Origin of the sequence: Streptomyces sp. HUAS TT7 (genome assembly GCF_051550175.1) — a bacterium.
Classification (GTDB): Bacteria; Actinomycetota; Actinomycetes; order Streptomycetales; family Streptomycetaceae; genus Streptomyces.
In genome coordinates this window covers 2,371,641-2,396,913 of the sequence record NZ_CP196175.1, presented here as the reverse complement: position 1 = coordinate 2,396,913, position 25,273 = coordinate 2,371,641, and the positions used below count along the sequence as shown (strand labels likewise).

Below are 25,273 nucleotides of genomic sequence, written 5' to 3'. Positions count from 1 at the left end.
ATCAAGCGAATGAGCAAGCTGCGCGTGGCGGTCCTCGGTGCCAAGGGCCGGATCGGCTCCGAAGCGGTACGAGCCGTGGAAGCGGCCGAGGACATGGAGCTGGTCGCGGCCCTGGGCCGCGGCGACAAACTGGAGACGCTCGCCGAGACGGGCGCCCAGGTCGCGGTCGAACTGACCACCCCCGCCTCGGTGATGGACAACCTGGAGTTCTGTGTACGGCACGGAATCCACGCCGTCGTCGGCACCACGGGCTGGACCGAGGACCGCCTCGCGCAGCTGAACGGCTGGCTTTCCGCATCACCGGAGACCGGCGTGCTCATCGCCCCGAACTTCTCCATCGGCGCCGTCCTGACCATGAAGTTCGCGCAGCTCGCGGCCCCGTACTTCGAGTCGGTCGAGGTCGTCGAGCTGCACCACCCCAACAAGGTCGACGCCCCTTCGGGCACCGCGACCCGCACTGCCCAGCTGATCGCGGCCGCCCGCGCCGAGGCGGGCGTCGGGCCCGCGCCGGACGCCACGACCACGGCCCTCGACGGTGCCCGCGGCGCCGACGTGGACGGCATCCCGGTGCACGCCGTCCGGCTGCGCGGCCTCCTGGCCCACCAGGAAGTGCTGCTCGGCGCGGAGGGCGAGACCCTGACCGTGCGCCACGACTCCCTGCACCACAGCAGCTTCATGCCGGGCATCCTGCTCGGCGCCCGCCGCGTGGTGACCACTCCGGGCCTCACCTTCGGCCTGGAACACTTCCTCGACCTCAACTGAGCGGCACCGTCGGCCTCATGCGCGCAAAAATCACCTATCTCGTCACGGCCGCCGTCCTGGTCTTCTACTTCGTCCTGGCCGGCAGCCGCGGCGTGCTCCTGCTCGAACAGGGCACCTGGATCACCGTCACGATGGGCGTGGCCGTGCTGATCCTGCCGTTGATCGGCATCTGGTTCCTGTGGGCGAACACCCGCTTCGTGACCAAGGCCAACAAGCTGGCGGCCGAGCTGGACGCCGAAGGCGGCCTGCCCGTCGACGAGTTGGTCCGCGGTGCGGGCGGCCGCATCGACCGCGCCTCGGCCGACGCCGTCTTCGCCCGCCGCAAGGAGGAGACGGAGGACGCGCCGGACGACTGGCGCTGCTGGTTCCGCCTCGCCATCGCCTACCAGGACGCCCGCGACACCCCGCGGGCCCGCAAGGCGATGCAGCGCGCGATCGCCCTGCACGGGAACAAGCCCGCCGGGGTCTAGCGCAACGGCGTCCAGCGCGACGGGGGTGATGCGGGTCAGCCGCGGCGGTACTCGTTGCCCCAGGCCTCCACCAGGTCGGCGGCCCGGTCGAAGGCCTCGCCGCGCCCCAGGAAGTCCGCGTTGTGGTCGGTGAGCAGCGCGGGCAGCGCCTGGCCGCCCTGCGGTTCGGCGATCAGAGCCTGTCCCTGGACGGTCCGCGGCAGCCCGAGCCAGCGCACCGGCTGCTGAACCGTCCGTACGCCGCGGATCCGCGGCCACGCCACGGTGGTGGTGGTGAAGAACGCGACCCGGCGCAGCCCGTCCCGGCTGACCCAGACGCCGACCCGCAGCAGCCGCAGCGACGAGGAGATCACGAGTACGGCGATGAACAGGACGACGAGCGCGCCCGTGGGTTCCCCGGCAGCGGCGATGATCAAGGCTGCCAGCAGCACGAACGAGGCGAGGAGCAGCAGCACGGCCGCGGCCCCGACCCGCCACGGGCCCGGCCGGTAGGGCCGCCGCCAGCGGTCGTGGTCGTCGAAGGGCAGCGCGACCTCGTCGGAGAACTCACCGGATGCGTCGATGGCACGGTCGGCCGTCAGGAAGGGCAGGGGCACGACTGATCCTCACTCACATGCACGCTCGATTGGGCTGTGCGGGGTGAGGCTACCCAGGAGGTCACCGCGCGGCCACATCCGGGGGTCCGGGCGCGCGTCGCCGCGTTCGGCGCGGGTCAGCGGCCGTTGGAGGCCTCGGACTGCTGGCTGTGCGCGGGGGACTGGGGGCTCTCCATGGCGGGCAGCCCGAAGAGCAGCGCACCGGTGAGCCCGGCTATGACGGTGAGCCCGACCAGTGTCCGCCCGACGAGCTGACCTGCGCTCGCTCGCTCGCGAGGCGGCGGCTCGACATTGCTGCGGTAGCGGTCGGCCTCGGCGACGAATGCGAACGGAACGGGCTCACGCCGGCGGAACATGGGGGCACATCTCCTGGGAACTCGAGGGGCTGTCGAACTGATGGCTGCTTACTGGTACAGACGCACAGCCGTGCCGATTGGTGCCCGAATTCCCCGAATTGGCCCAAGAATATGGTGACGACCCGTCAGAGATGGAGTTGTCAGTGCCGGGCCGTAGAGTGGGCGCCGCCCGAGCGACGCAATTTGGAAGGACCCGCCGGTGACCGACACCCCCGCCCCAGACCTCAAGCCCAGCTTCCGCAGCGACGTCACTGTCGAGCTCGTGAAGCACTCGGCGTCCGACTCGGACGTGCTGTGGGCAGCCCGCGTCTCCACGGCGGGCGAGCAGTCCCTCGAGGAGCTCCAGAAGGACCCCGAGCGCTCCAAGGGCCTGATCAACTACCTGATGCGGGACCGGCACGGCAGCCCCTTCGAGCACAACTCGATGACCTTCTTCATCAGCGCCCCGATCTTCGTCTTCCGCGAGTTCATGCGGCACCGCGTGGGCTGGTCGTACAACGAGGAGTCGGGCCGGTACAGGGAGCTCCAGCCGGTCTTCTACGTCCCGGGCGCCGAGCGCAAGCTGGTTCAGCAGGGCCGCCCCGGCAAGTACGAGTTCGTCGACGGCTCGGCCGAGCAGCAGGAGCTGACCTCCCGCGTCATGGAGGACTCCTACCGCCGCTCCTACGAGGCGTACCAGGAGATGCTGGCGGCCGGCGTCGCCCGCGAAGTCGCCCGCGCCACGCTCCCGGTCGGCCTGTTCTCCTCGATGTACGCGACGTGCAACGCACGTTCGCTGATGCACTTCCTCGGCCTGCGCACCCAGCACGAGCTGGCGAAGGTCCCGTCCTTCCCGCAGCGGGAGATCGAGATGGTCGGCGAGAAGATGGAAGAGGAGTGGGCCCGCCTGATGCCGCTCACCTACGCGGCCTTCAACGCCAACGGCAGGGTGGCCCCGTAACCGCATCGACCGGCCGAGCTCCTCGTCCATACCGGCACAGATGTGCGGATAGGCCGCGCAAAGTGTCCGTATTGCGGCGTTTCGTGAAGTTCATCTAGGCTGATCAAACGGACCCGGCACTGCCTGAACCCCCGAGCAGGCAGTGCCGGGCTCCCTCAGCCACCGGCCCCCGAGGGGGCACCCGGCGCTGAGCAGCGAGTAGCGTGTTACCCATGGCTCCGATCTCCACTCCGCAGACCCCCTTCGGGCGGGTCCTCACCGCCATGATCACGCCCTTCACGGCGGACGGCGCACTCGACCTCGACGGCGCCCAGCGACTGGCGGCCCATCTGGTCGACGCAGGCAACGACGGACTGATCGTCAACGGCACCACCGGCGAGTCCCCGACCACCAGCGACGCGGAGAAAGACCAGCTCGTACGGGCCGTACTGGAGGCCGTCGGAGACCGGGCCCACGTCGTGGCCGGAATCGGCACCAACGACACGCGCCACACCCTCGAACTCGCCCGTACGGCCGAACGCTCCGGCGCACACGGCCTGCTCGCCGTGACGCCCTACTACAACAAGCCCCCACAAGAGGGCCTGTACCGGCACTTCTCGGCCATCGCCGATGCCACCGAACTCCCGGTGATGCTGTACGACATCCCCGGCCGCAGCGGCGTTCCGATCGACACCGAGACCCTCGTCCGGCTCGCCGAGCACCCCCGGATCGTCGCCAACAAGGACGCCAAGGGCGACCTCGGCCGCGCCAGCTGGGCCATCGCCCGCTCCGGCCTCGCCTGGTACTCCGGCGACGACATGCTCAACCTGCCGCTGCTCTCCGTCGGCGCCTGCGGCTTCGTCTCCGTGGTCGGCCACCTCGTCACTCCCGAGCTGCGCGCCCTCCTGGACGCCTACCTCGCCGGTGAGGTACGCAAGGCCACCGAGATCCACCAGCAGCTGCTGCCCGTCTACACGGGCATGTTCCGCACCCAGGGCGTCATCACCACCAAGGCGGCCCTGGCCCTCAAGGGCCTCCCCGCAGGCCCGCTGCGCCTGCCCCTGGTCGAGCTCACGGCGGAAGAATCCAGCCAGCTGGCGCTCGATCTGGCAGCCGGTGGGGTACAGCTCTAACCACAGACTTCACAACTGAATACGCGCCGGACAAACGCGCGAAAACCCATACACAACAGCAAGTGCACGAATGACATACGCGCCACGTGCCCTACAGGTACGTGGCGCGTGTGGTGAGGAGAGTCTTTTGAGTCATCCGCATCCTGAACTCGGCACCCCGCCGAAGCTTCCCAAGAACGGCCTGCGCGTCACACCGCTCGGCGGTCTCGGCGAAATCGGCCGGAACATGACCGTCTTCGAGTTCGGCGGCCGCCTGCTCATCGTCGACTGCGGCGTCCTGTTCCCGGAGGAGGAGCAGCCCGGCATCGACCTGATCCTGCCGGACTTCAGCTCGATCCGGGACCGCCTCGACGACATCGAGGGCATCGTCCTGACGCACGGCCACGAGGACCACATCGGCGGTGTGCCGTACCTGCTTCGCGAGAAGCCGGACATCCCGCTGATCGGCTCCAAGCTGACCCTCGCCCTGATCGAGGCCAAGCTCCAGGAGCACCGCATCCGCCCGTACACGCTGGAGGTCGCCGAGGGCGACCGCGAGCGCCTGGGCCCCTTCGACTGCGAGTTCGTCGCGGTCAACCACTCCATCCCGGACGCCCTCGCGGTCGCCATCCGCACCCCCGCGGGCATGGCCGTCGCCACCGGCGACTTCAAGATGGACCAGCTCCCGCTGGACGGCCGCCTCACCGACCTGCACGCCTTCGCCCGGCTGAGCGAGGAAGGCATCGACCTCCTCCTCTCCGACTCGACGAACGCCGAGGTCCCCGGGTTCGTGCCGCCGGAGCGGGACATCTCCAACGTCCTGCGCACCGTCTTCGCCAACGCCGACAAGCGCATCATCGTGGCCAGCTTCGCCAGCCATGTGCACCGCATCCAGCAGATCCTGGACGCGGCCCACGAGTACGGCCGCCGGGTCGCCTTCGTCGGGCGCTCCATGGTCCGCAACATGGGCATCGCGCGCGACCTCGGCTACCTGAAGGTCCCGGCCGGCCTCGTCGTCGACGTCAAGACGCTGGACGACCTGCCGGACGACGAGGTCGTGCTGGTCTGCACGGGCTCGCAGGGCGAGCCGATGGCCGCGCTGTCCCGCATGGCCAACCGCGACCACCAGATCCGGATCGTCCAGGGCGACACCGTGATCCTCGCGTCGTCGCTCATCCCCGGCAACGAGAACGCGGTCTACCGCGTCATCAACGGCCTGACCCGCTGGGGTGCCAACGTCGTCCACAAGGGCAACGCCAAGGTGCACGTCTCGGGCCATGCCTCGGCCGGCGAGCTGTTGTACTTCTACAACATCTGCAAGCCGAAGAACCTGATGCCGGTCCACGGCGAATGGCGCCACCTGCGGGCGAACGCGGAGCTCGGAGCCCTCACGGGCGTCCCGAAGAACCACATCGTCATCGCCGAGGACGGCGTGGTCGTCGATCTGGTCGACGGCACGGCGCGCATTGTCGGCAAGGTCCAGGCGGGCTACGTCTACGTGGACGGCCTCTCGGTCGGAGACGTGACGGAGTCCTCCCTGAAGGACCGCCGCATCCTCGGCGACGAGGGCATCATCTCGGTGTACGTGGTGGTGGACTCCAGCAGCGGCAAGATCACCAGCGGCCCGCACATCCAGGCGCGCGGTTCCGGCATTGACGACTCGGCGTTCACTCCGGTGGTCTCGAAGATCGAGGAAGCGCTGAACCGGTCCGCCCAGGACGGCGTCGTCGAGCCCCACCAGCTCCAGCAGCTGATCCGCCGCTCGGTCGGCAAGTGGGTCTCGGACACCTACCGCAGGCGTCCGATGATCCTTCCCGTGGTCGTCGAGGTCTGACGCCCACAGGTCGTACACCCGGAGCGGGGCGCCTCGATTTGCATCGAGGCGCCCCGCTCCAGTAGGTTTACGTCTCCGCCTGAGGGGAACCCGGCACACTCGCCGTGTCGCACGGGAGACCCGATCGGGGCGGGAATCCGGCTTCAGAATCTCTGATAAAGTCGGATCACGCCGAAAGGGAAACGCGAAAGCGAAAACCTGAAAGCAACCCCAATTCCGACGGGGAATCGGACACGAAAGAGTCTGATAGAGTCGGGAACACGAAATACCGAAGGGAAGCGCCCGGAGGAAAGCCCGAGAGGGTGAGTACGAAGGAAGCGTCCGTTCCTTGAGAACTCAACAGCGTGCCAAAAGTCAACGCCAGATTGACAACCCCGTATCCGCTCCGGCGGATCGAGGTTCCTTTGAAAAGTCCACCCGCCCCCTTTTGGGGTGTGGGTGGCGACAAACACAGCGAGGACGCTGTGGACGGGCCGCCTTATTCCGGTGGTTCCGTCCCGCTCTTACGTGATGTGTGCACCCGATGACGGGTAAACATTCATGGAGAGTTTGATCCTGGCTCAGGACGAACGCTGGCGGCGTGCTTAACACATGCAAGTCGAACGATGAAGCCCTTCGGGGTGGATTAGTGGCGAACGGGTGAGTAACACGTGGGCAATCTGCCCTTCACTCTGGGACAAGCCCTGGAAACGGGGTCTAATACCGGATAATACCTTCCACCGCATGGTGGGGGGTTGAAAGCTCCGGCGGTGAAGGATGAGCCCGCGGCCTATCAGCTTGTTGGTGGGGTGATGGCCTACCAAGGCGACGACGGGTAGCCGGCCTGAGAGGGCGACCGGCCACACTGGGACTGAGACACGGCCCAGACTCCTACGGGAGGCAGCAGTGGGGAATATTGCACAATGGGCGAAAGCCTGATGCAGCGACGCCGCGTGAGGGATGACGGCCTTCGGGTTGTAAACCTCTTTCAGCAGGGAAGAAGCGCAAGTGACGGTACCTGCAGAAGAAGCGCCGGCTAACTACGTGCCAGCAGCCGCGGTAATACGTAGGGCGCAAGCGTTGTCCGGAATTATTGGGCGTAAAGAGCTCGTAGGCGGCCAGTCGCGTCGGATGTGAAAGCCCGGGGCTTAACCCCGGGTCTGCATTCGATACGGGCTGGCTAGAGTGTGGTAGGGGAGATCGGAATTCCTGGTGTAGCGGTGAAATGCGCAGATATCAGGAGGAACACCGGTGGCGAAGGCGGATCTCTGGGCCATTACTGACGCTGAGGAGCGAAAGCGTGGGGAGCGAACAGGATTAGATACCCTGGTAGTCCACGCCGTAAACGTTGGGAACTAGGTGTTGGCGACATTCCACGTCGTCGGTGCCGCAGCTAACGCATTAAGTTCCCCGCCTGGGGAGTACGGCCGCAAGGCTAAAACTCAAAGGAATTGACGGGGGCCCGCACAAGCAGCGGAGCATGTGGCTTAATTCGACGCAACGCGAAGAACCTTACCAAGGCTTGACATATACCGGAAAACATCAGAGATGGTGTCCCCCTTGTGGTCGGTATACAGGTGGTGCATGGCTGTCGTCAGCTCGTGTCGTGAGATGTTGGGTTAAGTCCCGCAACGAGCGCAACCCTTGTTCTGTGTTGCCAGCATGCCCTTCGGGGTGATGGGGACTCACAGGAGACTGCCGGGGTCAACTCGGAGGAAGGTGGGGACGACGTCAAGTCATCATGCCCCTTATGTCTTGGGCTGCACACGTGCTACAATGGCCGGTACAAAGAGCTGCGATGCCGTGAGGCGGAGCGAATCTCAAAAAGCCGGTCTCAGTTCGGATTGGGGTCTGCAACTCGACCCCATGAAGTCGGAGTTGCTAGTAATCGCAGATCAGCATTGCTGCGGTGAATACGTTCCCGGGCCTTGTACACACCGCCCGTCACGTCACGAAAGTCGGTAACACCCGAAGCCGGTGGCCCAACCCCTTGTGGGAGGGAGCTGTCGAAGGTGGGACTGGCGATTGGGACGAAGTCGTAACAAGGTAGCCGTACCGGAAGGTGCGGCTGGATCACCTCCTTTCTAAGGAGCACAGCACCGTCTGCAGGCAAGTGTCCTGCACGGTCAGCTCATGGGTGGAACGTTGACTATTCGGCGCTCTCGGCCGGTTCGGGCCGCAAGTACTGCTCTTCGGAGCGTGGAACGCGGGTCGGGTACGGACGGGAGGGCCGGGCACGCTGTTGGGTGTCTGAAGGTGCGGCCGTGAAGGTTGTGTCTTCGGTTGCCGGCCCCAGTGCACTCCACTGCAAGGTGGGGGTGATGGGTGGCTGGTCGTTGTTTGAGAACTGCACAGTGGACGCGAGCATCTGTGGCCAAGTTTTTAAGGGCGCACGGTGGATGCCTTGGCACCAGGAACCGATGAAGGACGTGGGAGGCCACGATAGTCCCCGGGGAGCCGTCAACCAGGCTTTGATCCGGGGGTTTCCGAATGGGGAAACCCGGCAGTCGTCATGGGCTGTCACCCGTACCTGAACACATAGGGTATGTGGAGGGAACGAGGGGAAGTGAAACATCTCAGTACCCTCAGGAAGAGAAAACAACCGTGATTCCGGGAGTAGTGGCGAGCGAAACCGGATGAGGCCAAACCGTATGCGTGTGATACCCGGCAGGGGTTGCGCATGCGGGGTTGTGGGATCTCTCTTCTGTCGTCTGCCGGCGACAGGGCGAGTCAGAAACCGTATGGATAGGCGAAGGACATGCGAAAGGTCCGGCGTAGAGGGTAAGACCCCCGTAGCTGAAATTCATGCGGCTCGTTTGAGAGACACCCAAGTAGCACGGGGCCCGAGAAATCCCGTGTGAATCTGGCGGGACCACCCGCTAAGCCTAAATATTCCCTGGTGACCGATAGCGGATAGTACCGTGAGGGAATGGTGAAAAGTACCGCGGGAGCGGAGTGAAATAGTACCTGAAACCGTGTGCCTACAAGCCGTGGGAGCGTCGCGTTGAGTACTTGTACTCAACGTCGTGACTGCGTGCCTTTTGAAGAATGAGCCTGCGAGTTAGCGGTGTGTAGCGAGGTTAACCCGTGTGGGGAAGCCGTAGCGAAAGCGAGTCCGAACAGGGCGTTTGAGTTGCACGCTCTAGACCCGAAGCGGAGTGATCTAGCCATGGGCAGGTTGAAGCGGCTGTAAGAGGTCGTGGAGGACCGAACCCACCAGGGTTGAAAACCTGGGGGATGACCTGTGGTTAGGGGTGAAAGGCCAATCAAACTCCGTGATAGCTGGTTCTCCCCGAAATGCATTTAGGTGCAGCGTCGTGTGTTTCTTGCCGGAGGTAGAGCACTGGATAGGCGATGGGCCCTACCGGGTTACTGACCTTAGCCAAACTCCGAATGCCGGTAAGTGAGAGCGCGGCAGTGAGACTGTGGGGGATAAGCTCCATGGTCGAGAGGGAAACAGCCCAGAGCATCGACTAAGGCCCCTAAGCGTACGCTAAGTGGGAAAGGATGTGGAGTCGCAGAGACAACCAGGAGGTTGGCTTAGAAGCAGCCACCCTTGAAAGAGTGCGTAATAGCTCACTGGTCAAGTGATTCCGCGCCGACAATGTAGCGGGGCTCAAGCGTACCGCCGAAGTCGTGTCAATCCAGCAATAGGGCCAACGCCTGTTGGGTTGGGTAGGGGAGCGTCGTGTGCCGGGTGAAGCTGCAGCGGAAGCTAGTGGTGGACGGTTCACGAGTGAGAATGCAGGCATGAGTAGCGATACACACGTGAGAAACGTGTGCGCCGATTGACTAAGGGTTCCTGGGTCAAGCTGATCTGCCCAGGGTAAGTCGGGACCTAAGGCGAGGCCGACAGGCGTAGTCGATGGACAACCGGTTGATATTCCGGTACCCGCTTTGAAACGCCCAGTATCGAGCCCATTAATGCTAAGGCCGTGAAGCCGTTCCGGACCCTTCGGGGAATGGAAAGTGGTGGAGCCGTCGACCCAAGGTGGTAGTAGGTAAGCGATGGGGTGACGCAGGAAGGTAGTCCAGCCCGGGCGGTGGTTGTCCCGGGGTAAGGGTGTAGGCCGTGCGGTAGGCAAATCCGTCGCACGTTGAGGCTGAGACCTGATGCCGAGCCGATTGTGGTGAAGTGGATGATCCTATGCTGTCGAGAAAAGCCTCTAGCGAGTTTCATGGCGGCCCGTACCCTAAACCGACTCAGGTGGTCAGGTAGAGAATACCGAGGCGTTCGGGTGAACTATGGTTAAGGAACTCGGCAAAATGCCCCCGTAACTTCGGGAGAAGGGGGGCCACAACTGGTGATGAGTCTTGCACTCTGAGCTGGGGGTGGCCGCAGAGACCAGCGAGAAGCGACTGTTTACTAAAAACACAGGTCCGTGCGAAGCCGTAAGGCGATGTATACGGACTGACGCCTGCCCGGTGCTGGAACGTTAAGGGGACCGGTTAGTCACATTTCGGTGTGGCGAAGCTGAGAACTTAAGCGCCAGTAAACGGCGGTGGTAACTATAACCATCCTAAGGTAGCGAAATTCCTTGTCGGGTAAGTTCCGACCTGCACGAATGGCGTAACGACTTCTCGACTGTCTCAACCATAGGCCCGGTGAAATTGCACTACGAGTAAAGATGCTCGTTTCGCGCAGCAGGACGGAAAGACCCCGGGACCTTTACTACAGTTTGATATTGGTGTTCGGTTCGGCTTGTGTAGGATAGGTGGGAGACTGTGAAGCCGTGACGCCAGTCATGGTGGAGTCGTCGTTGAAATACCACTCTGGTCGTGCTGGATGTCTAACCTCGGTCCGTGATCCGGATCAGGGACAGTGTCTGATGGGTAGTTTAACTGGGGCGGTTGCCTCCTAAAGAGTAACGGAGGCGCCCAAAGGTTCCCTCAGCCTGGTTGGCAATCAGGTGTTGAGTGTAAGTGCACAAGGGAGCTTGACTGTGAGACCGACGGGTCGAGCAGGGACGAAAGTCGGGACTAGTGATCCGGCGGTGGCTTGTGGAAGCGCCGTCGCTCAACGGATAAAAGGTACCCCGGGGATAACAGGCTGATCTTCCCCAAGAGTCCATATCGACGGGATGGTTTGGCACCTCGATGTCGGCTCGTCGCATCCTGGGGCTGGAGTCGGTCCCAAGGGTTGGGCTGTTCGCCCATTAAAGCGGTACGCGAGCTGGGTTTAGAACGTCGTGAGACAGTTCGGTCCCTATCCGCTGCGCGCGCAGGAATATTGAGAAGGGCTGTCCCTAGTACGAGAGGACCGGGACGGACGAACCTCTGGTGTGCCAGTTGTCCTGCCAAGGGCATGGCTGGTTGGCTACGTTCGGAAAGGATAACCGCTGAAAGCATCTAAGCGGGAAGCCTGCTTCGAGATGAGTGTTCCCACCCACTTGATGGGGTAAGGCTCCCAGTAGACGACTGGGTTGATAGGCCAGATGTGGAAGCCCGGTAACGGGTGGAGCTGACTGGTACTAATAGGCCGAGGGCTTGTCCTCAGTTGCTCGCGTCCACTGTGTTTGTTCTGAAGCAATGAACAGCCGTGAGAACCCCTGGTTTCGGTGGGTTCCGGTGTTCAACTTCATAGTGTTTCGGTGGTCATAGCGTTAGGGAAACGCCCGGTTACATTCCGAACCCGGAAGCTAAGCCTTTCAGCGCCGATGGTACTGCAGGGGGGACCCTGTGGGAGAGTAGGACGCCGCCGAACAAATCTTCAACGCTGGTCTCTGAACTTCGGTTCGGGGGCCAGCGTTTTTTTGTGCCCGCTCACCTGCCGTTCATGTGGCAAGAGGACGATCCGCTGTCATGAGGATCACAGGAGCGCTCAAGTCTGCCGGTGTTGCGACCGGCGACGAGGTGATCGTGCCGGCCTACGACACCGGCGAGCTGGCCCGGGCCGTCGTCGCTGCCGGGGCCGTGCCGGTGTTCGCCGACATCGATCCGCTGACCTACTGCCTGGCCCCGGACGCCGTGGGCCAGGCTGTCACGCCCAGGACCGCCGCTGTCATACTCGTACACCGCTTCGGGCATCCGGCCGGTGTCCCGCGGTTCGCTCAACTGGCCGCTGGGCGCGGGGTGTTGCTCCTTGAGGAGGAGGACCGCGAGGGGCTCGGCGGGGATGTGGCCCAACGGCGGGAGCGGGCTGGGTACTTGGGGCGGCGGCTCGCCGGTGTGGAGACGCCCGCGCCCGCCGAGGGGCATCGCTATCAGCGGTACGTCGTGCGCGTGCCCGGCAACGGGCGTCCCGACCGGGATGCCTTCGCGCGGCTGCTGCGGCGGCGCGGGGTCGAGTGCGAGGTGCCCGTGCCCATTCCCGTACACCGGATGCGGGAGTTCCGGCGGGACGGGGGGATGCTTGGCGAGACCGAGCGGGCTGCCGACGAGACGCTCGCGCTGCCTGCGCTCGACGGGCTTTCCGAGGCGGAATTGCGGCGGTTGGTGTCCGTCTGCAACGCGCTCGGCGGGCTGCTGCAACCCGCATAGCCGGAACCGGTGACCGTGGTTCGGAACACCGTCTGATTCGGGGTATGCTTTATCTCGTTGGTGAGGGGGAAACCCCGAAACAACAACCGGCCCCTATAGCTCAGTCGGTAGAGCGTCTCCATGGTAAGGAGAAGGTCTGCGGTTCGATTCCGCATGGGGGCTCAGTAATCCGAAAGGCCCCGCCCAATGGGCGGGGCCTTTCGCGTACCCTCTCGCGGTTATCGCTTGGCCTGCTCCGGGATGCGCATGGACAGGATCGCCATGTCGTCGGAGGCCGGTTCGGCGGCGAAGCGCTCGACCGCACGCAGCACACGGGCAGCGACCGCGCCCGCCGTCAGGCCCGTGCACGAGGCGAGGACGTCGGTGAGGCCGTCGTCGCCGAGCATGCGGGTGCCCTCGCGGCGCTCGGTGATGCCGTCCGTCACGCAGAGCAGGACGTCTCCCGGGTCGAGGGTGATCGTCTGCTCGTACAGCTCCAGGTCCTCCATCACGCCGAGCAGGGGCTGCGGGTCCGCGGCTGGTTCGACCGAGCCGTCCTGGCGCAGGCGCAGCGGGAGCGGGTGGCCGGCGCAGACGATCTTCAGGATGGCGCTGCCGTCCTCCTGGGGCCACAACTCCCCATAGAGGAGCGTCAGGAAGCGGCTGCGGGCGCCCTCGTCCAGGATCGCCGCGTTGAGGCGCTCCAGGACCGCCGGGCCGCCGAAGCCCTCGCGGGCGAGCAGACGCAGGGCGTGCCGGGCGAGGCCGGTGACCGCGGCGGCCTCCGGGCCCGTACCGCAGACGTCGCCGATGGCGAAGCCGTACGCGCCGTCCCGGATGGGGAAGAGGTCGTAGAAGTCGCCGCCGACCTCGTTGCCCTCGCCGGCCGCGCGGTAGATCACCTCGACTTCGACGCCCGGGATCTGCGGCAGGCCGGGCGGCAGCAGGGAGCGCTGGAGGGAGCGGCTGATGGCCATGCGCTCGGAGTACAGGCGCGCGTTGTCGAGGGCGAGCGCGGCCCGGCGGGAGAGGTCCTCGGCAAGTTCGAGAATCTCCTGACGGAAGTGGTCGTCCGACGGTTTGCCGAGTGTCAGCATGCCGATGACGCGGTTGCGGGCGACGAGCGGCAGCACGACGGTCTCGCCGCCGACCGCGGCCGCCGTCGACAGGGTGGTGCCGAGGCCGCCGCCTGTGTGGGGGCTGCCGGAGCGGCCGAGGTCGCGCATGGAGACGCGCAGCGCGGCCTGGTGGGCGGCTTCGCCGGGGGCGGTCCAGACGCGGGCGCCGGGCGTGGGCACCGGCTCCGGCGGGTTGATCTTGGAGAGGAGGGCCTTGAGGCCGTCGATGCGCTCCTCGTCCTCGTGGAGCACGTAGGAGAGGTACGGGTCCGAGGCCTGGTCGGCGATCGTGTAGACGGCGCACCAGGTGGCCAGGGTGGGGACGGTCATCTGGGCCATGAGGGCCAGCGTCTGGTCGCGGTCCAGAGTGCCGGCCAGGAGGTCGGAGGCCTCGACGAGGAAGCTCAGCGAGCCTCTGCGCAGCCGTTCCAGCTCGCCGAGGCGGGCCGATTCGACGGCGAGCGCGATGCGGTCGGCGGCGAACTGGAGGCGCAGGGCCTCCTCGTTGGAGTAGCGGCCGGGGGATTCGGCGGCGACGCCGAGCGAGCCGGTGAGGCGGCCCTCGACCTTGAGCGGGACGGTGACGACCGAGCGCATGCCGGTGCTTTCGAGCAGCGGTACGGCGCCGGGCACGGCCGCGAGGTCCTCGTGGACGGCGGGCATCCGGGCCGAGCCGTACCGTCCGGTGCCGGCCTCGACGGGGACCCGGGCGAAGCGCTGGCGGGCCGAGGGGAGGCCGGTGGTGGCCCGTACCTCCAGCTCGGTCTCGTCGTCGGTGGCGAGCAGCAGGAAGGCGGAGTCGCCGTCCAGCATGTCGCGGGCGCGCTCCACGGTGCGCTGGAGCAGGCCGTCGAGGTCGTCGGGGGCGGGGGAGCCGATGAAGACCTCGAACGGGTCGACGTTGCGGCTCTCGCCCAGCGTGGCCGGGTCGGTCGCGGGCTGGCGGACCGGGGTCTGCAGGACCGCGCGCTCGTCGTCGCGTACGAGCAGGCAGACCGTGGACGGCTCGCCCTCGGTGTCGCGGACCCTGAGGTGCGAGGCGTACACCGGGACGACGCGGCCGTCGGCGCCCCTTATCCCGTATGTGCCTTCCCAGCGCGAGAGTTGGAGGGCCTCGACGATGCCGGTGGAGGTGCCGGGGGTGTGCGGCCAGGCCGCGAAGTCGGTGAGCGCCTTTCCGGTGACCTGCTCGGCGGGGTAGCCGAAGAGTTCCTCGGCGTCCTCGTTCCAGGCGCGGACGGCGCCGGCGCGGTCGATCTGGACGACCGCGACGCGGACTCTGCCGTCGGTGACGGGGAGCAGCGCGGTCGGCACGGCCGGGCCGGCGGAGCGGGTGCCCACGGGGCGGTTGGGGAGGTCGAGTTGGAACCAGACGTTTTTTCTCGTTGGCGTGTACTCGACGCCCCAGCGGGAGGCGAGGGCGGCGCAGAGCAGCAGGCCGCGGCCGTTCTCGCGGTCGGGTCCGGCGATGTCGGCGGGGGAGCCGAGGAGCGGAACCTCACGTTCGGGGTAGCGGTCGGCGACTTCGACGCGTACGCCGTCGTCGGAGCGCAGGCACAGGACGTCCGCCTTGGTGCCGGCGTGGACGACCGCGTTGGTGACGAGCTCGCTGGTCAGGACAACGGCGTCGTCCACGACATCCGCGTAGCCCCACCCCTGGAGGGTGTCCCGGACGAAGGCGCGGGCGGTCGCGACCGACCGCCCGACAGGGTCGAAGCTGGCTGCCGCCCGCGCGGTGATCACAGAACTCCTCGTACGCGTCTCGTCGCCCGGATTTCCTTGCCGGGGCTCCGGAACGTGCTCTCCGGGAATCAACAGTCCCATGTCGGCCCGCCCCCTCCGGTGTCCCGTGGTCGTCCTTTGTGCCGCCCTCCCCCAAGCTTTACCGAGCAGAAGGGTACGAACCGCCCCCATGCCGGGCGGACCGGGGCGGTTGGACAGCCGGAAGCCAGGTTACTTACCTTCGCTGTCCGAGCGGATGCCGGTCACCAGTGTTTCCGCCCTCCGTGGGCGGGGACGGATATGCGAAGCTGCCGAACTGTTATGGCCTGGTTCGGCCATGGTGAAACACTGGGCATGCTTCCGGAGACAGCCCGGGCAGTGCGGTCAACCCTTGCGGGAGGGACACGGTGGAGTCTGGCGCAGCAGCGCGGGGCGTAAGCACGCGCGCGAAAGACGATCAGTCCCGGACTCAACAGGCCCGGAGTCATAAGCGTGGGAGCAACGGTACGACCGAGGTGGACACGGCGGCGCTGCAGCGGCTGCTCGCGGCCCTCGCGTCGATGCGGGACGGGAATTTCCGCAAGCGCCTGACGGTGTCCGGCGAGGGGGTGATGACGGAGATCGCGGCCGTCTTCAACGAGGTCGCGGACCGCAATCTGCATCTGACGGGCGAGATCGCCCGGGTGCGCAGGATGGTCGGGCGCGAGGGAAAGCTGACCGAGCGGCTGGAGAACGGGGCCTGTGAGGGCTCCTGGGCGGCCGCGATCGATGCTTCCAACGCGCTGGTGGACGATCTCGCGCGACCGGTCTCGGAGGTCGGGCGGGTGCTCTCGGCGGTGGCCGAGGGCGATCTGGAACAGCGGATGGATCTGCGGTCGCACGGCAGTGACGGTGCGGAGCGGCCGCTGCGCGGGGAGTTCCTCAAGGTCGGGCGGACCGTCAACAACCTGGTCGACCAGCTGTCCGCCTTTACCGATGAGGTGACGCGCGTCGCCCTTGAGGTCGGCACGGAGGGCAAGCTCGGCGGCCAGGCCCAGGTGCGTGGTATGTCCGGTTCCTGGAAGGATCTGACGGATTCCGTCAATACGATGGCGTACCGGCTGACGGCACAGGTGCGTGACATTGCTCTCGTCACCACCGCTGTCGCCAAGGGCGATCTGTCGCGCAAGGTCACCGTGCATGTGGCCGGCGAGATGCTCCAGCTGAAGAACACCGTCAACACGATGGTCGACCAGCTGTCCTCCTTCTCTTCGGAGGTGACCCGCGTCGCGCGCGAGGTGGGTACCGAGGGCGAGCTCGGCGGGCAGGCGCAGGTGCCGGGCGTGGCCGGGGTGTGGAAGGACCTCACCGACTCCGTCAACGTGATGGCGACGAACCTGACCGCCCAGGTGCGCGGCATCGCCCAGGTGACCACGGCCGTGGCGAGCGGCGACCTGTCGCAGAAGGTCACGGTCAACGCACGCGGCGAGGTCGCGCAGCTCGCCGAGACCATCAACCAGATGACCGAGACGCTGCGTACGTTCGCGGACGAGGTCACCCGCGTCGCCAACGAGGTCGGTGCCGAAGGACTCCTCGGCGGGCAGGCTCAGGTGCCGGGGGCCGCTGGAACCTGGAAGGACCTGACGGACTCCGTCAACACCGTGTTCCGCAACCTGACGACCCAGGTGCGGGACATCGCGCAGGTGACGACGGCGGTCGCCAGTGGTGACATGACCCAGAAGGTCACCGTCGACGTGGCCGGCGAGATGCTGGAGTTGAAGAACACCGTCAACACGATGGTCGACCAGCTCCAGTCGTTCGGTTCCGAGGTGACCCGGGTCGCGCGCGAGGTCGGCATCGAGGGCCGGCTCGGCGGGCAGGCGGAAGTGCCCGGTGCCGCGGGGACGTGGAAGGACCTGACGGACTCCGTCAACACGGCGTTCCGCAACCTCACCGGGCAGGTGCGGGACATCGCGCAGGTGACGACGGCGGTCGCCAACGGTGACCTGTCGCAGAAGGTCACCGTCGATGTCGCGGGCGAGATGCTGGAGTTGAAGAACACCGTCAACACGATGGTGGCGCAGCTGTCGTCGTTCGCCGACCAGGTCACGCGGATGGCGCGGGACGTGGGCACCGAGGGCCGGCTCGGCGGCCAGGCGCGCGTCGACGGTGTCTCGGGCACCTGGAAGGAGCTCACCGACTCCGTCAACTTCATGGCGGGAAACCTGACTTCACAGGTGCGTCAGATCGCCCAGGTGACGACGGCGGTCGCCCGGGGTGACCTGTCGCAGAAGATCGACGTGGATGCCCGCGGCGAGATGCTGGAGCTGAAGAACACCATCAACACGATGGTCGACCAGCTCTCCGCCTTCGCCGAGCAGGTCACCCGCGTCGCCCGCGAGGTCGGCACCGACGGCCGCCTCGGCGGCCAGGCCCAGGTGCCCGGTGTCGCCGGGGTGTGGCGCGACCTGACCGACTCCGTGAACGGCATGGCCGGCAACCTCACGGCCCAGGTGCGCAACATCGCCCAGGTCGCCACGGCGGTCGCCCGGGGTGACCTGTCGCAGAAGATCGACGTGGATGCCCGCGGCGAGATCCTGGAGCTGAAGAACACCCTCAACACGATGGTCGACCAGCTGTCCAACTTCGCCGAGCAGGTCACCAGGGTGGCTCGCGAGGTGGGCACCGAGGGCATCCTGGGCGGTCAGGCCGAGGTGCAGGGCGTGTCCGGCACCTGGAAGGACCTCACCCAGTCCGTCAACTTCATGGCCAACAACCTGACTTCACAGGTGCGCAACATCGCCGAGGTGACGACGGCGGTCGCCGAGGGCGACCTCTCCAAGAAGATCACCGTCGACTCCAAGGGCGAGATCCTGGAGCTGGTGACGACCGTCAACACGATGGTCGACCAGCTGTCCAACTTCGCCGACGAGGTCACGCGAGTGGCCCGCGAGGTGGGCACGGAGGGCATCCTGGGAGGTCAGGCCCGGGTGCGCGGGGTCACCGGCATCTGGAAGGACCTCAGCGAGAACGTCAACCTGATGGCCGCGAACCTGACGACCCAGGTGCGCAACATCTCCCGGGTCTCGGCGGCGGTCGCCAACGGAGACCTCACCAAGAAGGTGACGGTCGAGGCGCGCGGCGAGGTCGCCGAACTCGCCGACACCGTCAACACGATGGTGACGACCCTTTCCTCGTTCGCCGAGCAGGTCACCAAGGTGGCCCGTGAGGTGGGCACGGACGGCATCCTGGGCGGCCAGGCCCGGGTGCCCGGTGTCTCCGGTACGTGGAAGGACCTCACCGAGTCGGTGAACTCCATGGCCGACAACCTCACCGGACAGGTGCGGCAGATCGCCACCGTCACCACCGCCATCGCCCAGGGCGATCTCACCAAGAAGATCGACATCGATGCGCGCGGCGAGATCCAGGAGCTCAAGAACACCATCAACACGATGGTCGACCAGCTGTCCTCGTTCGGCCAGGAGGTCACCCGGGTCGCCCGCGAGGTGGGCACCGAGGGCCAGTTGGGCGGTCACGCCCGGGTGCGCGACGTCGACGGGACCTGGCGCGATCTGACCGAATCGGTGAACGAGATGGCCGGGAACCTGACCCGGCAGGTCCGCGCGATCGCGGCCGTGGCGACCGCGGTGACCCGCGGCGACCTCAACCTGAAGATCGATGTGGACGCGGCGGGCGAGATCCAGGCCCTCCAGGACAACATCAACACCATGATCGCCAACCTGCGCGACACCACCGTCGCCAACAAGGAGCAGGACTGGCTCAAGGGCAACCTGGCCCGCATCTCCGGTCTGATGCAGGGCCGCCGCGACCTCGACGACGTGGCCTCGCTGATCATGACCGAGCTGACGCCGGTCGTCTCCGCGCAGCACGGCGCGTTCTTCCTGGCGATGCCCACGGGAGGCGCCCCGGAGGTCAGTGCGGAGGGCGACGGCTCGTACGAGCTGCGGATGCGCGGGAGTTACGGGTACTCGGCCGGCTCCATGCCGACCTCCTTCCGGCCCGGTGAGACGCTGATCGGCACGGCCGCCGAGGAGAAGCGGACGATCCTGGTGGAGAACGTGCCGCCGGGCTATCTCAAGATCTCCTCCGGGCTCGGCGAGGCACCGCCCGCGCATGTGATCGTGCTGCCGGTGCTCTTCGAGGGGAAGGTCCTCGGGGTGATCGAGCTGGCCTCGTTCCAGCCGTTCACGCACATCCAGAAGGACTTCCTCAATCAGATCGCCGAGATGATCGCGACCAGCGTCAACACCATCTCGGTCAACTCCAAGACCGAGGTGCTGCTCAAGCAGTCGCAGGAGCTCACCGAGCAACTCCGGGAGCGGTCGGCCGAGTTGGAGAACCGGCAGCGGGCCCTTCAGGCCTCCAATGCCGAACTGGAGGAGAAGGCCGAGCTGCTCGCCCAGCAGAACCGCGACATCGAGGTGAAGAACACCGAGATCGAGGAGGCCCGGCAGGTCCTGGAGGAGCGCGCCGAACAGCTCGCCGTCTCCATGCGCTACAAGTCCGAGTTCCTCGCGAACATGTCGCACGAGCTGCGTACGCCGCTCAACTCGCTGCTCATCCTCGCCAAGTTGCTCGCGGACAACGCGGAGGGCAACCTCTCGCCGAAGCAGGTCGAGTTCGCCGAGACGATCCACGGGGCAGGCTCCGACCTGCTCCAGCTGATCAACGACATCCTCGACCTCTCCAAGGTCGAGGCGGGCAAGATGGACGTCTCGCCGACCCGGATCGCGCTGGTCCAGCTGGTCGACTACGTGGAGGCGACGTTCCGCCCGCTCACCGCGGAGAAGGGTCTCGACTTCTCGGTACGGGTCTCGCCCGAGCTGCCCGCGACGCTCCACACCGACGAGCAGCGGCTGCTGCAGGTGCTGCGCAACCTGCTGTCCAATGCGGTGAAGTTCACCGACAGCGGCGCCGTCGAGCTCGTCATCCGCCCGGCCGGCTCCGATGTGCCGCACGCCATCCGGGAGCAGCTCCTGGAGGCGGGTTCGCTGCGCGACGCCGACGCCGACCTGATCGCGTTCTCGGTCACCGACACCGGCATCGGGATCGCGGCCAGCAAGATGCGGGTCATCTTCGAGGCGTTCAAGCAGGCGGACGGCACGACCAGCCGCAAGTACGGCGGCACCGGCCTCGGTCTCTCCATCAGCCGCGAGATCGCGCGGCTGCTCGGCGGCGAGATCCACGCGGCGAGCGAGCCGGGCCGCGGCTCCACCTTCACGCTCTATCTCCCGCTGCATCTGAGCGAGTTGCCCCCGCAGGGCTACCCGCAGCTTGCCCCCGGCGGCATGGAGGGCGCGGCCGGCCTCGCCATCGAGGCAGCCCGCCCCGAGCTCGCGCAGCACAACGGCGGGGCGCAGCCCGGGCAGGGAGTCTCCCAGCCGGGCACGGCCGGTCTCTTCCGGCGGCGCCGCAAGGTGCTCGGCGCGGAGGGGCAGAAGGCCGCGATGCCCGGGCAGTCCGTCGCCACCGGCGAGAGCTGGGAGGCGGCCGAGCCGGAGCGGGCGCCCGCGCGGACGTTCCAGTTCGCCGGCGAGAAGGTCCTGATCGTCGACGACGACGTACGCAACGTCTTCGCGCTGACCAGCGTCCTTGAGCAGCACGGACTTTCGGTGCTGTACGCGGAGAACGGGCGGGAGGGCATCGAGGTCCTCGAACAGCACGAGGACACCGCGGTCGTCCTGATGGACATCATGATGCCCGAGATGGACGGCTATGCGACGACCTCGGCGATTCGCCGGATGCCGCAGTTCGCCGGTCTGCCGATCGTCGCGCTCACCGCGAAGGCGATGAAGGGCGACCGCGAGAAGGCCATCGAGTCCGGCGCCTCCGACTATGTGACGAAGCCGGTCGATCCGGACCATCTGCTCTCCGTCATGGAGCAGTGGATGCGAGGGAAGTGATCGTCCGCTGTACGAATGACCGGGCGTTGCTGACTGACTGTGGCCGAAGGCGTGTGAGGCGGCGGTATTCGGGGAACCTTCTGGTCTCCCACTGCGTTTCTGCTACGTGCACAGTGACATCGCGGTGACAGGGTGTGGCGACAGGCGGGGTGCGGCTACCATGACCGGCACAAGGACGGGCGACGCAAGGGAGTCGTCCCCTGGGGCGGCGCCCGGTGCACTGCCGGGGCGAGGAGGACGGGCCATGGTGCAGAAGGCCAAGATCCTCCTGGTCGATGACCGGCCGGAGAATCTGCTGGCGCTGGAGGCCATCCTCTCTGCGCTCGATCAGACACTGGTGCGGGCATCGTCAGGGGAGGAAGCGCTCAAAGCGCTGCTTACGGACGATTTCGCGGTCATTCTGCTGGACGTCCAAATGCCCGGAATGGACGGGTTCGAAACCGCCGCGCACATCAAGAGGCGTGAGCGGACACGGGACATCCCGATCATCTTCCTCACAGCCATCAACCACGGCCCCCACCACACCTTCCGCGGGTACGCGGCGGGCGCCGTGGACTACATCTCGAAGCCGTTCGACCCCTGGGTGCTGCGCGCCAAGGTGTCGGTGTTCGTCGAGCTGTACATGAAGAACTGCCAGCTGCGCGAGCAGGCGGCCCTGCTGCGGCTCCAGTTGGAGGGTGGCGCCCATGGCGGCGCGGCCAAGGAGTCGGCGGGCCTGCTCGCCGAACTGTCCGCGCGGCTCGCGGCAGTTGAGGAGCAGGCCGAGGCGCTCTCCAAGCAGCTCGACGACGACTCCGCCGACGCCGCGGCGGTCGCCACGGCCGCCCACCTGGAACGCAAGCTCACTGGTCTGCGGCGGGCGTTGGACGCGCTGGAGCCCGGCACCGGCGGCACGCCCACGCTCCCTTCGCAGAACTGACGGCCGGCGATCTGACGCCGCGTCTGGCTGACATGGCGTCAGATTCCTTGGGGCGTACGACACGGACGGGTGAAGCCGTAGGCACACGTGTCCACCGCCGCCGACCCAGGTAACCTCAAGCCCATGGCCTCACGTACGTCCGGCAAGGGTTCCCAGGGCACGGCGGGCACCGCGAAGCGCACCGGCCGTACCCCGGCGAAGAAGGCTGCGCCCGCGAAGAAAGCCGCGGCCCCCAAAGCGCCGGTGAAGAAGACCGCACCCAAGAAGGCACCCGCGAAGAAAGCGGCGGCACCCAAGCTCGCCCCCAAAGCGGCGCCCTCCCCGACGGGCGGCGTGTACAAGCTCGTGCGCGCCGTCTGGCTCGGCGCCGCCCACGCCGTCGGCGCGATGTTCCGCGGAATAGGACGCGGCGCCAAGGGACTCGACCCGGCCCACCGCAAGGACGGCGTCGCCCTGCTGCTCCTCGGCCTCGCGCTGATCGTCGCCGCCGGCACCTGGTCGAACCTGCGCGGCCCGGTCGGCGACCTCGTACAGATGCTGGTGACCGGCGCGTTCGGCCGGCTCGACGTCGTGGTGCCGCTGCTGCTCGGCGCCATCGCGATCCGACTCATCCTCTACCCCGAGAAGCCCGAGGCCAACGGGCGGATCGTCATCGGCCTGTCCGCGCTCGTCCTCGGCGTCCTCGGCCAGGTCCACATCGCGTGCGGCTCACCCGGCCGCAACGACGGCACCGACGCCATGCAGGACGCGGGCGGCCTGATCGGCTGGGCCTCGTCCAAACCGCTCGAATTCACGCTGGGCGACGTGCTCGCCGTGCCGATGCTCGTGCTGCTCACCGTCTTCGGACTGCTCGTGGTCACCGCGACCCCGGTCAACGCCATCCCGCAGCGGCTGCGGCTCCTCGGCGTCAAGCTGGGCGTCGTCGAGCCGCTCCCGGACGAGGAGGGCGACGAGGAGCTGTACGACGACGAGTGGCGCGAGGCCGAGCCCGCGCCGCGCACCCGGCGCCGCTCCGCCGCCCCCGTCGAGAAGGCCCCGGAGCGGGCCGAGGAGGAGGCGCTCTCGCGGCGCCGCAAGCCCCGGCGCGCCTCGGTGCAACCGGCGTTCGAGAACGGCCTCGACCCGGTCGACGTGGCCGCCGCCGCGGCCGCGGCGCTGGACGGCGCCGTGCTGAACGGCCTTCCCCCCTCGCCCGTCGTCGCCGACCTCACGCAGGGCGTCTCCGTCGAGCGGGAGCGCGAGCAGGCCACCCCGCTGCCGACCGCCCGGCCCGCCGAGCCCGACGCCCCGGCCGAGCCCACGGCGCCGAAGGCCACGCCGGGCGCGCTGCCCGTCGTACCGGATCTCACGAAGTCCGCTCCCTCGGCCACCGAGCCGCTGCCGCCGCGCGCCGAGCAGCTCCAGCTCGCCGGGGACATCACCTACGCGCTGCCCTCCCTGGACCTCCTGGAGAAGGGCGGGCCCGGCAAGACCCGCAGCGCCGCCAACGACGCGGTCGTCGCCTCGCTGCAGAACGTCTTCATGGAGTTCAAGGTCGACGCCACCGTCACCGGGTTCACACGCGGCCCGACGGTCACGCGGTACGAGGTCGAGCTCGGGCCGGCCGTGAAGGTCGAGCGGATCACCGCCCTCGCCAAGAACATCGCGTACGCCGTCGCCAGCCCGGACGTGCGGATCATCTCGCCGATTCCGGGCAAGTCGGCCGTCGGTATCGAAATTCCCAATACCGACCGCGAGATGGTCAACCTCGGCGATGTGCTGCGCCTGGCTGACGCGGCCGAGGACGACCATCCGATGCTGGTGGCGCTCGGCAAGGACGTCGAGGGCGGCTATGTCATGGCCAACCTCGCCAAGATGCCGCACGTCCTGGTCGCCGGAGCCACCGGTTCCGGAAAGTCCTCCTGCATCAACTGCCTCATCACCTCGGTGATGGTGCGGGCCACGCCCGAGGACGTCCGCATGGTGCTCGTCGACCCCAAGCGCGTGGAGCTGACGGCGTACGAAGGCATTCCGCACCTGATCACGCCGATCATCACCAACCCGAAGCGGGCCGCCGAGGCGCTCCAGTGGGTCGTGCGCGAGATGGACCTGCGCTACGACGACCTCGCGGCGTTCGGTTTCCGCCACATCGACGACTTCAACGAGGCGATCCGCAACGGCAAGGTCAAGCTGCCCGAGGGCAGCGAGCGCGAGCTGACGCCGTATCCGTACCTCCTGGTGATCGTCGACGAGCTCGCCGACCTGATGATGGTCGCGCCGCGGGACGTGGAGGACGCGATCGTCCGCATCACGCAGCTGGCCCGCGCCGCCGGCATCCACCTCGTGCTCGCCACCCAGCGGCCCTCGGTCGACGTCGTCACCGGCCTGATCAAGGCGAACGTGCCCTCGCGGCTCGCGTTCGCGACCTCCTCGCTCGCCGACAGCCGGGTCATCCTCGATCAGCCGGGCGCCGAGAAGCTGATCGGCAAGGGCGACGGCCTGTTCCTGCCGATGGGCGCGAACAAGCCGACCCGGCTCCAGGGCGCCTTCGTCACCGAGGACGAGATCGCGGCCGTCGTCCAGCACTGCAAGGACCAGATGGCCCCGGTCTTCCGGGACGACGTCACCGTCGGCACCAAGCAGAAGAAGGAGATCGACGAGGAGATCGGCGACGACCTGGACCTGCTCTGCCAGGCGGCCGAACTCGTGGTCTCCACCCAGTTCGGCTCGACGTCGATGCTCCAGCGCAAGCTGCGCGTCGGCTTCGCCAAGGCGGGCCGGCTGATGGACCTGATGGAGTCGCGCAACATCGTCGGGCCCAGTGAGGGCTCCAAGGCGCGGGACGTTCTGGTCAAGCCGGACGAACTCGACGGTGTGCTGGCGGTGATCCGGGGAGAGGCTCCCTGAGTTTGCCGAGGGGCGAATTGGGGTAGATAGGTGGGCTATCAGCGGATGCAACCGGTCGGCTGACAGCCGACCGGCCCAAACAGCACTCGTACGGGATGGCCGAGCAACCGTTTCCCTTGGCCGTACGTCAAGTTGAGGGGGACGGGGAAGCAAGTGTGGTCAGTGTTCCGCAGTCAGGGGCGTGGCCATACCGATGGCGTACAAACTCCGCTCTCCCGGTTGCCCCACTCTTTCGTAC

At 66.9% G+C, this 25,273-nt stretch carries 12 protein-coding genes, 1 tRNA gene and 3 rRNA genes; 13 read left to right on the top strand and 3 right to left on the bottom strand.

Translation table 11 applies throughout. The features are described from left to right. Window positions 1-9 precede the first annotated feature (9 nt). Together dapB and ACSHXC_RS10595 are read left to right on the top strand one after the other, a co-directional pair. A complete protein-coding gene (gene dapB, locus ACSHXC_RS10600; RefSeq protein ID WP_386159627.1) occupies window positions 10-762 on the top strand; it encodes a 4-hydroxy-tetrahydrodipicolinate reductase in 753 nt (250 codons plus the stop codon). A 17-nt stretch (window positions 763-779) separates the two neighbouring features. Then, window positions 780-1,232, top strand: coding sequence for a hypothetical protein (locus ACSHXC_RS10595; protein ID WP_438291336.1), 453 nt, complete (start codon window positions 780-782; stop codon window positions 1,230-1,232). A gap of 35 nt (window positions 1,233-1,267) precedes the next feature. On the opposite strand, the gene ACSHXC_RS10590 is transcribed toward ACSHXC_RS10595, so the two are convergent. Together ACSHXC_RS10590 and ACSHXC_RS10585 are read right to left on the bottom strand one after the other, a co-directional pair. Then, the gene (locus ACSHXC_RS10590) at window positions 1,268-1,828 is read right to left on the bottom strand and encodes a hypothetical protein (RefSeq protein ID WP_438291335.1); all 561 of its coding nucleotides are present in this window, start codon (window positions 1,826-1,828) and stop codon (window positions 1,268-1,270) included. Between the two features lie 116 nt (window positions 1,829-1,944). Next, window positions 1,945-2,184, bottom strand: coding sequence for a hypothetical protein (locus ACSHXC_RS10585; RefSeq protein WP_053728979.1), 240 nt, complete (start codon window positions 2,182-2,184; stop codon window positions 1,945-1,947). Between the two features lie 199 nt (window positions 2,185-2,383). Between ACSHXC_RS10585 and thyX the strand changes: the two genes are divergently transcribed. The 8 genes from thyX (at window position 2,384) to ACSHXC_RS10545 (ending at window position 12,670) form a co-directional block, all read left to right on the top strand. After that, window positions 2,384-3,124 (top strand): FAD-dependent thymidylate synthase, encoded by a 741-nt coding sequence (gene thyX, locus ACSHXC_RS10580; RefSeq protein ID WP_438291334.1) that lies wholly within the window; start codon window positions 2,384-2,386, stop codon window positions 3,122-3,124. A 212-nt stretch (window positions 3,125-3,336) separates the two neighbouring features. Beyond that, window positions 3,337-4,236 carry a 4-hydroxy-tetrahydrodipicolinate synthase gene (gene dapA / locus ACSHXC_RS10575; protein WP_438291333.1) on the top strand — a complete coding sequence of 300 codons (900 nt, stop codon included), beginning with the start codon at window positions 3,337-3,339 and terminating at the stop codon, window positions 4,234-4,236. A gap of 127 nt (window positions 4,237-4,363) precedes the next feature. Then, window positions 4,364-6,049 carry a ribonuclease J gene (locus ACSHXC_RS10570; RefSeq protein WP_053728982.1) on the top strand — a complete coding sequence of 562 codons (1,686 nt, stop codon included), beginning with the start codon at window positions 4,364-4,366 and terminating at the stop codon, window positions 6,047-6,049. A gap of 537 nt (window positions 6,050-6,586) precedes the next feature. Next, window positions 6,587-8,112: ribosomal RNA gene (locus ACSHXC_RS10565) — 16S ribosomal RNA — on the top strand. Window positions 8,113-8,400: 288 nt separating this feature from the next. Continuing rightward, window positions 8,401-11,523 (top strand): 23S ribosomal RNA (locus ACSHXC_RS10560). A gap of 92 nt (window positions 11,524-11,615) precedes the next feature. Continuing rightward, a 5S ribosomal RNA gene (rrf, locus tag ACSHXC_RS10555) occupies window positions 11,616-11,732 on the top strand. The 16S, 23S and 5S rRNA genes sit together here, the layout of an rRNA operon. A 98-nt stretch (window positions 11,733-11,830) precedes the next feature. After that, window positions 11,831-12,508, top strand: coding sequence for a DegT/DnrJ/EryC1/StrS family aminotransferase (locus ACSHXC_RS10550; RefSeq protein WP_438291332.1), 678 nt, complete (start codon window positions 11,831-11,833; stop codon window positions 12,506-12,508). A gap of 89 nt (window positions 12,509-12,597) precedes the next feature. Then, a tRNA-Thr gene (locus ACSHXC_RS10545) sits at window positions 12,598-12,670 on the top strand. Window positions 12,671-12,726: 56 nt separating this feature from the next. Here ACSHXC_RS10545 and ACSHXC_RS10540 read toward each other — a convergent pair. Next, entirely contained in the window at window positions 12,727-15,429 is a 2,703-nt protein-coding gene (locus tag ACSHXC_RS10540) for a SpoIIE family protein phosphatase (RefSeq protein ID WP_438291331.1), read from the bottom strand. A gap of 305 nt (window positions 15,430-15,734) precedes the next feature. Here ACSHXC_RS10540 and ACSHXC_RS10535 point away from each other — a divergent pair, with 305 nt between their 5' ends. From ACSHXC_RS10535 to ACSHXC_RS10525, 3 genes are all read left to right on the top strand, one after another. Beyond that, entirely contained in the window at window positions 15,735-21,230 is a 5,496-nt protein-coding gene (locus ACSHXC_RS10535) for a HAMP domain-containing protein (protein ID WP_438291330.1), read from the top strand. A 244-nt stretch (window positions 21,231-21,474) separates the two neighbouring features. Further along, entirely contained in the window at window positions 21,475-22,149 is a 675-nt protein-coding gene (locus ACSHXC_RS10530; RefSeq protein ID WP_438291329.1) for a response regulator, read from the top strand. Window positions 22,150-22,272: 123 nt separating this feature from the next. Then, window positions 22,273-25,035, top strand: a complete 2,763-nt coding sequence (locus ACSHXC_RS10525) for a DNA translocase FtsK (protein ID WP_438291328.1) — start codon at window positions 22,273-22,275, stop codon at window positions 25,033-25,035. The last annotated feature ends 238 nt before the right edge of the window (window positions 25,036-25,273 follow it).

Excerpts from the sequence above, each read along its gene's own strand:
- dapB (WP_386159627.1), top strand. The coding sequence starts at position 10 with ATGAGCAAGCTGCGCGTGGCGGTCCTCGGTGCCAAGGGCCGGATCGGC.
- ACSHXC_RS10595 (WP_438291336.1), top strand. The coding sequence starts at position 780 with ATGCGCGCAAAAATCACCTATCTCGTCACGGCCGCCGTCCTGGTCTTC.
- ACSHXC_RS10585 (WP_053728979.1), bottom strand. The coding sequence starts at position 2,184 with ATGTTCCGCCGGCGTGAGCCCGTTCCGTTCGCATTCGTCGCCGAGGCC.
- dapA (WP_438291333.1), top strand. The coding sequence starts at position 3,337 with ATGGCTCCGATCTCCACTCCGCAGACCCCCTTCGGGCGGGTCCTCACC.
- ACSHXC_RS10550 (WP_438291332.1), top strand. The coding sequence starts at position 11,831 with ATGAGGATCACAGGAGCGCTCAAGTCTGCCGGTGTTGCGACCGGCGAC.
- ACSHXC_RS10540 (WP_438291331.1), bottom strand. The coding sequence starts at position 15,429 with ATGGGACTGTTGATTCCCGGAGAGCACGTTCCGGAGCCCCGGCAAGGA.
- ACSHXC_RS10530 (WP_438291329.1), top strand. The coding sequence starts at position 21,475 with ATGGTGCAGAAGGCCAAGATCCTCCTGGTCGATGACCGGCCGGAGAAT.
- ACSHXC_RS10525 (WP_438291328.1), top strand. The coding sequence starts at position 22,273 with ATGGCCTCACGTACGTCCGGCAAGGGTTCCCAGGGCACGGCGGGCACC.